Origin of the sequence: Bacteroides sp. 1_1_14, assembly GCF_000162515.1 — a bacterium.
Classification (GTDB): Bacteria; Bacteroidota; Bacteroidia; order Bacteroidales; family Bacteroidaceae; genus Bacteroides; species Bacteroides thetaiotaomicron.
This window is the reverse complement of sequence record NZ_GG774707.1, coordinates 370949-384407: the sequence shown is the minus strand read 5'-3', so window position 1 is coordinate 384407 and position 13459 is coordinate 370949. Positions and strand designations below refer to the sequence as shown.

At 40.6% G+C, this 13459-nt stretch carries 13 protein-coding genes; 2 read left to right on the top strand and 11 right to left on the bottom strand.

Annotated elements, in window-relative coordinates:
- Window positions 1-200: 200 nt before the first annotated feature.
- Window positions 201-1334, bottom strand: a complete 1134-nt coding sequence (locus HMPREF9007_RS08555; RefSeq protein ID WP_170848625.1) for an OmpA family protein — start codon at window positions 1332-1334, stop codon at window positions 201-203.
- Window positions 1335-1588: 254 nt separating this feature from the next.
- Here HMPREF9007_RS08555 and HMPREF9007_RS08560 point away from each other — a divergent pair, with 254 nt between their 5' ends.
- Window positions 1589-2521, top strand: a complete 933-nt coding sequence (locus HMPREF9007_RS08560) for a YihY/virulence factor BrkB family protein (RefSeq protein ID WP_008762385.1) — start codon at window positions 1589-1591, stop codon at window positions 2519-2521.
- A 70-nt stretch (window positions 2522-2591) separates the two neighbouring features.
- Here HMPREF9007_RS08560 and HMPREF9007_RS26395 read toward each other — a convergent pair whose 3' ends face one another.
- The 8 genes from HMPREF9007_RS26395 to HMPREF9007_RS08600 all read right to left on the bottom strand — a co-directional run bounded on the left by HMPREF9007_RS26395 (window position 2592) and on the right by HMPREF9007_RS08600 (window position 10298).
- Complete coding sequence (locus tag HMPREF9007_RS26395; RefSeq protein WP_008762384.1) at window positions 2592-2780, bottom strand: hypothetical protein; 189 nt, start codon at window positions 2778-2780, stop codon at window positions 2592-2594.
- Window positions 2781-2870: 90 nt separating this feature from the next.
- On the bottom strand, window positions 2871-3206 hold the full coding sequence (locus tag HMPREF9007_RS08565) for a YtxH domain-containing protein (protein WP_032850568.1): 336 nt from the start codon (window positions 3204-3206) through the stop codon (window positions 2871-2873).
- A gap of 40 nt (window positions 3207-3246) precedes the next feature.
- Window positions 3247-3501, bottom strand: a complete 255-nt coding sequence (locus HMPREF9007_RS08570) for a GlsB/YeaQ/YmgE family stress response membrane protein (protein WP_008762382.1) — start codon at window positions 3499-3501, stop codon at window positions 3247-3249.
- A gap of 886 nt (window positions 3502-4387) precedes the next feature.
- Entirely contained in the window at window positions 4388-5356 is a 969-nt protein-coding gene (locus HMPREF9007_RS08580) for a manganese catalase family protein (protein WP_008762380.1), read from the bottom strand.
- A 102-nt stretch (window positions 5357-5458) separates the two neighbouring features.
- Window positions 5459-5974 (bottom strand): outer membrane beta-barrel protein, encoded by a 516-nt coding sequence (locus HMPREF9007_RS08585; RefSeq protein ID WP_008762379.1) that lies wholly within the window; start codon window positions 5972-5974, stop codon window positions 5459-5461.
- A gap of 54 nt (window positions 5975-6028) precedes the next feature.
- Window positions 6029-7153, bottom strand: a complete 1125-nt coding sequence (locus tag HMPREF9007_RS08590; protein WP_008762378.1) for an OmpA family protein — start codon at window positions 7151-7153, stop codon at window positions 6029-6031.
- A 717-nt stretch (window positions 7154-7870) separates the two neighbouring features.
- Entirely contained in the window at window positions 7871-9079 is a 1209-nt protein-coding gene (locus tag HMPREF9007_RS08595; RefSeq protein WP_008762377.1) for a carboxymuconolactone decarboxylase family protein, read from the bottom strand.
- Window positions 9080-9251: 172 nt separating this feature from the next.
- Window positions 9252-10298: a cyclophilin-like fold protein gene (locus HMPREF9007_RS08600; RefSeq protein ID WP_032850539.1), complete on the bottom strand. Its 1047-nt coding sequence runs from the start codon at window positions 10296-10298 to the stop codon at window positions 9252-9254.
- A gap of 174 nt (window positions 10299-10472) precedes the next feature.
- On the opposite strand from HMPREF9007_RS08600, the gene HMPREF9007_RS08605 reads away from it, so the two are divergent.
- A complete protein-coding gene (locus tag HMPREF9007_RS08605) occupies window positions 10473-11381 on the top strand; it encodes an AraC family transcriptional regulator (RefSeq protein WP_008762375.1) in 909 nt (302 codons plus the stop codon).
- A gap of 13 nt (window positions 11382-11394) precedes the next feature.
- Here the strand turns inward: HMPREF9007_RS08605 and HMPREF9007_RS08610 are convergent, their stop codons facing one another.
- Entirely contained in the window at window positions 11395-12573 is a 1179-nt protein-coding gene (locus tag HMPREF9007_RS08610; RefSeq protein ID WP_008762374.1) for a MalY/PatB family protein, read from the bottom strand.
- A gap of 5 nt (window positions 12574-12578) precedes the next feature.
- Window positions 12579-13442 carry a DUF3737 family protein gene (locus tag HMPREF9007_RS08615; protein WP_008762373.1) on the bottom strand — a complete coding sequence of 288 codons (864 nt, stop codon included), beginning with the start codon at window positions 13440-13442 and terminating at the stop codon, window positions 12579-12581.
- Between the last annotated feature and the right edge of the window lie 17 nt (window positions 13443-13459).

The following is a 13459-nucleotide window of genomic DNA, read 5'->3' as shown; positions in this document are numbered from 1 at the left end:
CCTTAATAGTATGGTTTGCCAAAAGTAGTCACTTTAGATAGACAAACAATGACTTTGCCCGATTTTCTGCTATCATCTCCTGCCCGTCCGACAGATATTACTATTACTTATTCACAAACTGAAGGTCATAAATGAATATATACAGCAAGGGCTGCCCTTTCACGGAGCAGCCCTCACCATTCTATTTACATCTCTTGTTTTTAGTCTTCAATCGTACATATACTTACACGGTTCCAATCCGGTTCGGTAAACATGTCACCTACGCCCTGACCTTCGGCAGTGATACGAGAAGCATTGATTTTGTATTTATTGACCAAGATAGTCTTTACGGCTTCCGCACGCGCAGCAGCAATTCTTGCATTAACTTCGACGCTGCCTTCCGGAGAAGCATACCCCTTGATCACTACTTTTGCATCAGCATATTTCTTCAGATAAGAAGCTACGCGTTCCACATTCGGCAACTGTGAAGCGTCAACCGATGATTTACCCTGTCTGAAAGTAATGATAGATTCAGGAACACGGGCAGTTTTCACTACAGTCTCCACCGGAACGACCTTGGTACGGCATTCTTCCAGTTCTTGCTGCAATCCGCTGATTCTCTGATTAGCACTGTTGAGTTCACCGTCCTTATTGTTCACCTGTCCGCGGAGGGCATTGATAGAAGCATTCAGATCGTCGATTTCTCCCTGGTTGTAAACTCTTACTTTAGTGAAGTAACGGTTTCCTGTACTACTCTTGAAGTGGTAAGTCAGTCCGGCAGTCAGTTCAAATGCTGCATTATTAGCATTGAAACGGCTTTTTGCCTGGTTGAAATCCCCTTGCATATCATATACGATGGCAGGTTTCAGTCCCAACGTCCAGGCCTTGCTTTCGCCTAGATTAAAGTTCAGATTCAATCCGAAACGAGTGGACCATGAGTTTTGGTCGCCATCACCATTCACATAATAATGTAGCCAGCCTGCTCCAGCTACAGCTTCTACCTCAAACAAACGAGGAGTGCCATTATAACCTGCAAATAAGTTCATCAAGTTTACTTTACCCAACAGACTAATGTCTGAAGCATCAAAAGCCGTTTTACTTGAAGTAGTATTAATATATCCCATTCCCTGCAATCCTAAACCAAAAATAGGAGTCAATTGTTTTGAAACCCCAATTCCAAATCCGGGGCGTGCATTCTTAAAGAAAGCGCTGTGAGTAAGAGGAGTGATTGCACCGGCATTTACTTCTACAGACCAATTATCTGTAAGTTTTGTACCTTCTACAACGGATTGAGCATTTGCTGTAAATGCACCCAATACCATAGCTAATAAAATAATAGATTTCTTCATAATCATACGTTTTAAATTGTAATGTTCCATTTGCTAAATCATTAGAAATGTTTTATCTGCTCATGCCTAATTTTTTAGTTTATAATTTATTTTGTTATTCACTTTAAACAACATACTATATCAAATATTAGTTCACGACCATCTATCTGAATTAACAACTATTTGATATTTAAAAGTCTCATAGAACCTATGATCAACAACAGCATCTCCATTCGAACAAATAATTAAATCCATTCGTTAAGACAATAAAAACAAGAAAAATGAATACCTTATCTACAAGTAAACAAAAACTATCCTTAGCCTTTAAAATAATAAAAGATACGGTTCAAGGATTTGTTGATGACAATGTAATGAGACTGAGTGCATCTTTGGCATACGCTACCCTATTTTCTATCATTCCATTATTTTCTCTATTAATTACTATTGGAGTCTTTCTTCAGATTGATCTAACTGATCAATTATATACCCAGATAGAACCAGTCGTAGGTCCAAAAGTTGTCGAGGCGCTCCGATCCATCATCGAGAACGCGACAGAAGCAGACGTATCTTCTTTTGCAACAATTATTAGCGTTGGAGTTACTATATTTAGTGCAACTACTGTCTTTGCAGAAATTCAGAGTTCACTGAATACTATTTGGGGCATAAAGGCAGTCCCCCGGAAAAGTTGGCTTAAATATATTAAAAACCGATTACTCTCTTTTTCTGTTATCCTCGTATTTGCTTTCATTTTATTGATCACATTTACCATTACTAACCTTATCACAGATTTGAGTAACAGATATATTGCCAACAATCCGGATGTAGCCGAATCATTAGTAAAAGTTATAGGCATATTTGTTAACATAGTAGTAACAACTATCATATTCACACTAATCTTTAAAATACTACCCGATGCAAAGATTAAAAGTAAAGACGTATTTATCGGAGCACTCGTAACTACTGTACTATTATTGGCAGGTCAGTGGGGAATATCGTTCTATATAGCTATTGCAAACATTGAAACAGTTTACGGAGCTGCGGCATTCATGGCTATTTTCATCATATGGATTTACTACTCTGCCATTATCATATATACAGGTGCAGAATTTACCAAGGCTTGGGCAAATGAGCTGGGAGGAAAGATTTTCCCTGACGAATATGCGGTGGCAACTAAAATAATAGAGATACACGAAGAAAAGAAATCGCTTACATAGGGTGGGTAGTGTCACTAAGTTCCGGCAACCGAATACAGCCGGACTTAGTGACAAACGATTAATCAGCTACTTACCTCCGGGCATCGGCAGAAAGTGTATAGATTTCACTTTTTATATCATTTTCTCTTCTATGCTGTTTAGCACGCACCATTTTCCGTAATTTCTTTGTTTTAGATTCTGGCGAGAGATGATAAATAAGAGCTCCTATTGCTGAACCTAGTGTCAGCCTGATCCATAAATTAAAACTACCGGTTTTCATAATTAATTGTGTTAACGGTTAAACATATAAAATAATGTCGTTTCCACTCTCTCTGATTGTTTATGACAAAAAGGGGAGAACAGCTATCATTTACACCGTCCTCCCACTTTTGAACAACAAACACCTAGCTATTTTTTTTGCTTTATCCGAGAAAGTATGAACTTTGTTTCTTACATCATCTGCTTTTTCTGCTATATGAAAGGTTCCGTCCGCTACCTTATCGGCCATTTCAACCCCAGCATCCAATACTTTATCATTCACCGTATCAATCATGTTTATGCCTTCACCAGTTACTTTCTGAAAGGCATGATTTACTTTTTCTTTCATCTTCTTGCCCTTAGGAGAACACCAAAAATGATAAACAAGCGCTCCAACTACCGAGCCTACTCCCAGCCCAATAATTAAATTAGATTTTCCTCTTTCCATAATCAAGTTTTAGTTTAAATTATTAATAAATCAAAGTTCTTCACCCTTCGTTCGGATGCCTTCTGAATAAAGATACAATCCATAAAAGCAATACTGCACCTACAACCGAAGTAATAAGACTACCCAAAATGCCACCAGTAGCAATACCCAGCAGTCCGAATACCCAGCCTCCCAAGAGACCACCAATGATACCTACAAGAAGGTTAATCAGGAGACCGAAACCTCCTCCTCTCATAATCTTCCCGGCTATAAAACCGGAAACGATTCCAATAATAATGTACCAAATTACACTCATAATGTTTAAAATTTAGGTTTATATTTACATTTCAAAAAAGGTTCATATTTTTCTCAAACCAAAACTGCATTTTCTATTTAGTTTATAAACCAAAGAATAAGCTATCCAAACATCTCGCTAATTTAGATCCTGTTTTTCATTCAACTATTAATAATGTCATTCATTAAAAAATAAACACCATTCAGTATCATTTAGTTCTATTTTAGCACTTGCGTTTAACACATATTTCGTTTTATATCACACTTTCATAACTTTCAGAATATGATCCAACTAAATTATTACGATTTTAAGAATGATTATATTCTTCTGACAAACTTCTATCATAAGCAAGATGTTTTACTAAATATAAGACTTTTAAAATATATAAATATGGAAAATAATGACAATCTATTTCTTCTTAATCATCCTGACTATGATGATATACACAGAATGTGTTCGGATGCATATACTAAAGGGCGTATGGTAGAAAGGTCACTCGCTATTGAAGCATACAGATTACGTTGTAGTAATCTGTTTGGCAACAGATGTATGAGTCGGACAATCTTCGGAGCCCTTTCCAAAAAAACATGTGATGGGAATTGCTGGTATTTAAACCAATTCAAGTTGGAGCTATACAAACTGGAAACCTAAATAAAAAGAGTTCTCTCTGTATCTTTTTTCACATTCTCGATACGGATGTTAACCTTGTCTTGAGTATTTTTATCCCCGCAAGATGTCATTACCAAGGTAATAGCACATGCCATCACCCATGCTATAAATAATAATTATCTTATATATTCCCGATTAAATTGTTATATTTAGGTAAGAACTTAAATTCCCGGTAAAAGATATCTTCGAATTCTTCGACCGGGAATAATATAAAAGATTCATTTAAGAAATGGTAATCTTATTTCTTATCCGACTTTTTACCAAAAGATGTAGATTTCTGGTAGTCACACCATGTCAAATCCTTATCAGGAGTTGCCGACAGAACCTGGCTGCTACGTTCTTTCGCTAGCTTTTGGTCCATTGCACGTACTTGCTTTTCGGTACGCTCGGTACCTTCCGGCTTTCTGTCCACCAATCCATTCGTATTTCTTACTTCTTGCAATGGATCATCAATATATTGCCATTCTTCTTTCAGTCTCGTACTCTCACCTTCGTTCCAAGGACCACGGGAATCTCCACCCTTTGACAAGTTAAAATAAAGATTACTATATTTAGGTGAAGTTTGTAAAGTACCAGGAGGGAAGTTGGGCTGGATAGTTGACAGTGCAGCTTCAAACTGTTGAAAATGAGTAATCTCACGAGTCATAAGGAATGTAAGGGTTTCTTTGACAAATGGATCCTCTGTAAACGAAAGCAGATTTTCATATCCTATTTTGGCACGACACTCATTAGCCATATTAGACTGAAGGTCCACCGTCAATTCCGCATTGGCAGATACATATGTAGCACACCAAGGATTCCCGTTACTATCTGTCAGCATAGGACTGCCGGGAGCAACAACTACACATTGGGGATTGGTAAATGCCTGATGGATATATTCCTCTTTTGCAGATTTACCTTCCATTAATTTGCTAATCTCCATCGTTTCAACAGCATCCTTCATTTTACCGTTTACCGGACCGAGAAGCATTTGTATGGTAGCTCCTACTATTTCGAGATGCGTCAATTCTTCCGTAGCGATATCCATAAGCATATCATACTTATCAGGAAACGGATTATGACAACTAAAAGCCTGTACAAAATACTGCATGGCTGAGGTTAATTCACCGTTAGCACCGCCGAATGCTTCGAGCAATATACGGGCAAAACGCGGGTCCGGTTTGGATACGCGGGCATTGAATTGCAAATCTTTTACATGATAAAACATAATTGATTCATTTTAAAGTTAATAATTCAGGTTGGTTGAGATGTACATCTATATTTTAATAGGCCGGACAGCACCAAAAAGCTGTCCGGCACACATCAAGAATCAAAATTTATAACCATACCCCAACATGATGACGACATTATCATCGTTGGCAAACATGAATTTCGCCTCTGCATTTAAATAACTACGTTCTGATAAAGGTAACGTAATACCGCCTCCGAGATTGAAAGCAAACTTTGTAGTATTGCTTCTATCTAATTCGGTAGTCACACCGTCAACTTCCACTTTCTGTTTTCCATAGAAATTATTCTGCATGCCTATTCCCGCAAGCGGATAGACAGAGAATCCTTGCCCGTCTTTACTGAAATTGAAGACATAATGAAAGTTTACATTTACATCCAATCCCGTCACTTTATCTTTCGGAAAGAAAAATGTGAGATCAGGCGCAATCCGAAGATTGTCAGCTATCACATAACGTCCCTGTGCCTGCAAACCGAACCTTTCATAATTGGTTTGATATCCAAGACTTCCCATCAACGAACCTTCTCCCTTTTTTGTCTGGGCATTCATTCCTAAAGCTGCAAGTGCAACCATTACTGATAATAATAACTTTTTCATAATTCAGGTATTAAGTTAATAATCTATTTAATTGAAAAGAGAACTTCTAAGTCATTAATCTTCGATAGTACAGATACTTACACGATTCCAATCCGGTTCAGTGAACATATCGCCTACTCCTTGGCCTTCGGCCGTTATGCGGTCTATATTAATCTTATATTTCTTGACTAAAATATTCTTCACAGCCTCGGCACGCGCTTTTGCTATTCTATCATTTACTTCTATACTACCTTCTGGAGAAGCATATCCTTTGATAACGACTCTTGTATCAGGATGTTTCTTCATATAAGAAGCTACACGTTCCACATTCGGAAGTTGCGAAGCATCTACCACCGAGCGGCCTTGTCTAAAGGTAATGATAGATTCCGGAACCCTGCTTGTCTTTACCACAGCAGCGGGAACAGTCTTTGTGCGGCAATCTTCCAGATCACGCTGCAATCCACTGATTCTTTGGACAGCATTATTCAGTTCACTGTTTTTATTATTCACTTCACCGCGTAGGGCATTGATAGAAGAATTCAGATCATCAATTTCTGCCTGATTATAAACTTTCACTTTGGTGAAGTAATGGTTTCCGTTACTTGTTTTGAAATGATAAGTCAGCCCGGCTGTTATTTCAAAAGCCGCACTATTGATATTAAAACGGCTTTTTGCTCTATTAAAATCACCTTGCATATCGTACACGATAGCTGGTTGAAGTCCAAGGGTCCAGGCCTTACTTTCTCCAAGGTTAAAATTAAAATTCATTCCAAAACGGGTGGACCAAGAATTCTGGTCTCCATCGCCGCTTGCATAATAATGTAACCAACCCATTCCGGCCACAGCTTCTATTTCAAAGACACGCGGAGTACCCAAATAGCTTCCAAACAAATTCATCAGATTGACCTTTCCCAATAAACTTACATCAGAAACATCAAAAGCTGTCTTACTCCGGGTAGTATTAACATACCCCATACCTTGAAATCCCAAACCGAAATTAGGTGTTAACTGTTTAGAGAACCCTACTCCAAAAGCAGGGCGCATACTCTTGAAAAAAGCACTGTGAGTGAGAGGTGTAATCGCACCAGCATTGATTCCTACAGACCAGTTATCTGTAAATTTAGTACTTTCTACCACCGATTGAGCATTTGCAGTAAATATACCTAATGCACAAGCTAATAAAATAATAGTTCTTTTCATAATTAAAAATATTTATGTGAAGTTTTGTTTGCTATTCACTCAAAAAAAACATATCCTATAAAAAAATAGTTCGTAGTTTTAGTTTTGCATTAACATCTATTTTACAGTCTTAAAATCTAAAAAACAGCACATATATGAAATAACGACCATCTAACTTGTTTCTTATGCAAAATATGCAAGAAAGCCTAATGATAGATACAGAAAACGGCAGGATTTTTATTTTAGAAGTATTCAAAGAATAGTTATATTAAGCTTTATCCTTCAATAGGAAACAATTTTAGTTCAAATTCATTTAGAATGGTTACAAAAAGGAATATAATCTATTCAAATTAACAGTTCCTTTCCTTTCATAAAATAAAGTAAACCAGGGAATCTATACAGACAAAATAGAAATTCATTCACTCCTTTTAAAGATTTAGTAGCTTCCTCACCGACCAACATTCCGTTTCTTTTAAAGGAACGAAGTGTTCCTTTAAAAGAAACAGACACAAACACTGCTAGTTATTATGCATAAATAATCAATTTCTTTGCACTAGCAGAGCTTTAAACTAGATATTTATTCATAATTTTATGTAGTACTCTCTCTATCTGACTTTAAAAGATATCTGATTCGCCCAATAAAAATCTTAAAAACAGAACATAGTTAATATATATAAATCCCCCCATCCAACAGTTCGGTCAGTATATATATCACGCATGTATTTCCTTATTTTAAATTCATTTATCTTCCGGAATCACTTCATTCAAACAAGCTATGGCATTGAGAGTGCGCGGATAGCCGATGTAAGGCAAGAGCTGCGTCACGACAGCCAGCAAGGTATCTTTACTATTACCTACATTGACGTTTCCCTGTATATGCCCTTTCACCTGTGATTCACAGCCTCCCAAGGAAACAAGGATGGAGAACGTCAGCAGTTCCCGTGTCTTCACGTCCAGTCCACCGCGTGTCTGGTAGTCTCCGAAGCAGTTGGCGGAGAGATAACGCTGGATATGCTTTTGGTTTTCGGGAGCGTTTTTATGCATTTGGTCTATCCGTTCGCCGAAAATGGATTTCTGCAACGCCAGTCCTTTGTCGAAACGGGTTTCGGCAGAAACGACCGCTTGTCCCTCTAAAGGAAGACGTACACCGTGGGCAAGCAGCACCTCATTAGTGATGCCGACAAAGTCCATCACTTTAGCCATGCCTGCATAGGCTACTGCCTGGTAAAGGATTTCCTTTATTTCTATCGGAGTGATACCTGCATTGAGAGCGCTTTCAAGCATCATCCGGTATTCGGTCTGTGCCTGTGAAGCAATATTGGATGCCAATGTTATCATAAGGCGGGTTTTAGTATCCAGGTTGCCGTATTGCTGCACCTCCTTTGTGAAATTGCCGAATATTGCATCCAGTTCGGGGTCGGTGGCGCTTAATCCGGTTCCTCCGTTATCTTTCGTAGCTTCGGCATACTGCCGGTCGTCTACCCGTTCCAGCCAAATATTCTTGTTGGTCTGCGGATTGCAGCCGATAGCCAGATGCGAAAACCAACTATCGGGGGCAGCACCATGCCAATGTTCTATGTCCGGTGCTATTTCAACCACATCACCGGGGAGCAGTCGACGTGCCGCTTTGCCACGTTCCTGATAATATCCCACACCTCCGACAGCAATGAGGATTTGTCCGCCCGTATGGCTGTGCCAGTTATTTCGGCAGCCGGGTTCAAAAGTAACGTTGGACATGGGTACATTCAAGTCTTTGTTACCGGTCAGCGGTGCCAGCCAGGATTCTCCTGTAAAATATTGCTTGAATCCCGTATTTTCCTTTCCTAACGGAAATGCGCTGATGTTCTGAGGTACTTCTTCTTTTTTCATACTCTGTGCATTTATAGATTGCATCGGGATTTGCAGAAATCCGATGACTGTTACAAAAATAAAATATAATTCTCTCATACTGTGACGTCTATGGTTTACTATTTAAGAACTCTCCGATAATGCAAAGTTAGCTGTTCTGATCCAACTCTTTATAATACAAATTACGGATATAAAAAACAAAATTACGGATTTATAGTACTGCCTGTCATTTACTTCATCTTTAGTTCGGGAATGAGTGGCGTAGCATCAATCATGATTGTCGTTCGAATTTCACTGCCACATTGCCCGGAACGTTCAATGCATCTATTCCGTCACCGTCAATGCGGCCAATCTTTATCAAGTCATTGCTTTGTGACCCGCTTTTACAGAAGATCGCCACATTATTCCACGGCACATAGATTGTAATATCACCGGGCACAGGCGCACAGCCACGGGTCACCCCTGTCGTAGTCAGTGCAGGCGACGGATAGAAAATTTTCTCTGTGATATTATTATAATCATTCAGCGGCACTTCAAGCGGCAGACGCGAAAGAAAGTCCTGCGCTGCGGCATTGTCTTCCATCGTAGCAGTAATGGTACGGTTACCGACTGTAATCTTCACATGCATAGAAGTGGACGGATGATTGTTTTCTCGACTCGCACCGAGTGTTTCGAGCCATGTCCGTATCCGGTTTCCCATCTGCGAAAGTGTCGAAGAAGTCAGAAGCAATGTTTCGGTGAAAGTGGCACCGGAGCAAAGTGTCCGCGCCTCGTCAACTGATGCAGAGATGCCGCTGCTGCCACTGCTGGCAAAAAGAGCGATACGCTTACCTGCAAGTTTCGAGGCATGATTATGCAGGAATGTCTGCATCGGTGTGCCCATGCTACCGTACCAAATCGGATAGCCGACAAACACGATATCATAGTTGCCGAAATCTTCAACCGAAGTTTTAATCGCCGGATAATTCCCCTGACGGATAGCAGCCAGTTCTTCCTGTGCACGGTTGAGCATCCCATTATAATCGCTTTCATAAGGTGTTTGCGGTTCCACTTCCAGGATATCGCAATCGAGTGTTTGCTGAATCTGTTGCGCCATACGCTCCGTGCTGCCGGTGCGCGAACAGTAAAGTACCAGATATCGCCCGTTACCGCCCGGAATGGGGTTTGTCGGGTCTGTAGAATCATCCTCGTCTCCACCATCGGAATTTCCCGGTTGTCCCGGCTGTTCCGGAAGAATCGGATCAGCGTTTGAGCCGTCGCAAGCCGCCATCGGCATCATCGTCAGCATCATCAATGGAATTAATAGAATCTTTTTCATATTACTATCTCTTTTCAATGTTAAATTACCGGTTACAAAGTTACGGGGAATGGACCAGCCCGGATGTAGACGATTTACGGATATTTATACCCCAATCATGGATTTTGATGGGAGAGTAAAAATTTTAAAGAGAAAAGAATTATATTTGTAACGCATTAAAAAACAGATTGTGATATGGAAGAGAATACTAAAGAAATGATTGTAATAGACAACGTTGACCGTTACAACAAAATCTTCGGGCTTGAAACCAGACATCCGTTAGTCAGCATCATCGATCTGGCCAAATCCACTACGTGGCCCACACGTGCGTGGTTTCGTTACGAAGTGTATGCACTATACTTGAAAAATGTAAAATGTGGTGATATTAAATACGGACGACAATATTACGACTACCAAGACGGAACCATCGTCTGTTTTGCTCCCGGACAAATCACCGACCTGGAAATGCTGCCAAATATCCAGCCCAACGCGCATGGTATTCTTTTTCATCCCGACCTTATACGTGGCACTGCGCTCGGACAAGAAATAAAAAAATACTCCTTCTTCTCCTACGAAACCAACGAAGCACTCCACATTTCCGAAGAAGAACGGCAAACTGTGATGGACTGCCTGCAAAAAATCACCATCGAACTGGAACATTCCATCGACAAGCACAGCCGCCGACTGATCTGCGCCAACATAGGATTACTGCTCGACTATTGTATGCGCTTTTACGAACGCCAGTTCGACACACGAAACGGAGTAAACAAAGACATCATTGTCCGCTTCGAACATCTGCTCAACGAATATTTCGAAGGAGATGCCCCGCAAAATCAAGGGTTGCCATCGGTCAAGTACTTCGCTGATAAAGTATTCCTTTCCGTTAACTATTTCAGTGACATGGTACGTAAACAGACCGGTAAAACCGTCTCTGAATATATTCAGGATAAAATGATCGGATTAGTGAAGGAGCAGCTATTGTCTACGGACAAGACTACCAGCCAGATTGCTTACGAAATCGGATTCCAATATCCACAGCACCTTAGCCGGATGTTCAAACGGGTTGTCGGGATGACTCCCAATAAATTTCGTCTGCAATTCTGAAACGCTATCTTGGTTAGGTGAATGAGGTAATAGGCGATGATAACGCCCGCCTCATTCTGTTCAGTCCTTCTATCAGCCGTTGCCGCGGACAAGCGATATTGATGCGGACGAATCCTTCACCAGCTTCTCCATACAGATTGCCTTCGTTCACCCAAAGTTTTTCCTTCTCCAGCAGAGTTTTCACTATATTCTCCGACGATTGTTTCAAAGCCGAGCAATCTACCCATACCAAGTAGGTGCCTTCTAATGGCATCACCGGAAATTCGGGAAGATATTTATCAAAGTAAGCCCTTAAACAATGGTAGTTGGCAAACAGGTATTGGTTAAGTTCTTCCAGCCATTCCGCACCGTCATTGTAGGCAGCTATCAAGGCTTCTACACCAAACGGGTTTACATCACAGACTTCATTTATATTGATTGCTTTGTTTATTTTCATACGGATATCAGCGTCGGCAGAAACAATATTGGCTATCTGAAGCCCCGCCAGATTAAAGGCTTTACTAGGCGAGGTGCAAGTAACGGAATGCATCAGAAACTCTTCTGAGACAGATGCAAAAGGGATATAAGTATGTCCCGGAAAGACAAGTTCGCAATGAATCTCGTCCGCTACTACCCATACATTATTCCGAAGGCAGATTTCCCCCAAGCGAGTCAGTTCCTGCTTTGTCCAGACTCTTCCGGCAGGATTGTGCGGATTGCATAATAGCAGGACTTTTACACTCGGGTCAGCCGCCTTTCGTTCCAAATCGATAAAGTCTATCTGATACGTTCCGTTCATGTAAATCAATGGATTTGCAACAACCTCGCATCCGTTATTGCGGATGGAGGAGAAAAAGCAGTTATAGACAGGTGTCTGCACGATTACTTTATCACCGGGAATTGTCAGCACCTTGATGACAGCTGACAGGGCCGGTACTACTCCGGTCGTATAAATAATCCATTCTTTTTCAATCTGCCAGCCATGACGTCCGGCAAACCATCCTGTTATCGCCTCATAGTAAGCATCGGGCACACGCACATATCCGAAGATACCATGTTCCACCCGCCTTTTCAACGCTTCCACCACAGAGGGAGCTGTACGGAAATCCATATCAGCTACCCACATTGGTAATACATCCGCATCTCCGGCAGAATCCCATTTATAGGAATTTGTACCTCTGCGCGGAACAATTTCATCGAAGTTGTACTTCATATATTTCAATCAAAACAAGTCAGTCCGTCCCAAAGTTTCAATTCGCAGTTTCCCGGAGCTTTGAGGTTCTCGTCCAGGATGATTGTCCCGAAACTTTCGGCAACAATGTTTCCCGTACGGGGATTCTTCACGCTGTGAACCGGGCCTTTAATCGTTGCCTTCACACTACTGTGTTCGAAAGCAAGATCGGCATCATCCGCCATCGTGCAATTTTCCATTATCAGGTCGTGTGCGTAGCAAAACGGTTGTGTACCCGAAATTTTGCAGTTCACCAAACGTAAGTTTTTAGAATGCCATCCCAAATATTCTCCGTCCAGCACAGAATCGTAGACTGTCACATTCTCCGTATTCCAAAATGCATCCTTCGAATGGAGTTCAGCATGACGGATTTCTACGTTCTTGCAATATTGGAAGGAGTAATTGCCATTCAATACAAAATTCTTGATGCGGATGTCTTCTCCGTGTATAAAGAGATAGTCTCCTTTATCTATCTTCACATTGTTCAGTTCCACATTCCGGCAATACCAGAGTGTTTCCAAAGCATTGGGCAACTGTACATTTTCGAGTTCGACTCCGTCCATTTCGCGAAACATCTTCGGTGCTTCCACTAATGTATCCTTCATCTTCAGATTTCTGGAGTACCAGAGTGCGGCACGTGCTCCTTCGGTAAAAAGGCAATTTTTAACTACAAAACCATCATTATGCCAAAACGGATATTTTCCCTCGAAACGACAGTTTACCGCTTCTATATCACTGCACTCTTTCAATGCCGATTCGCCGGCATGAATGGTTACTTCTTCCAGATAAAGCCCGTGGGATGCGAACAAAGGACGTTCGCCTTCGTAATGTGTATTTTTAATTTGTTTCATGATTCGATTGTCTTTTA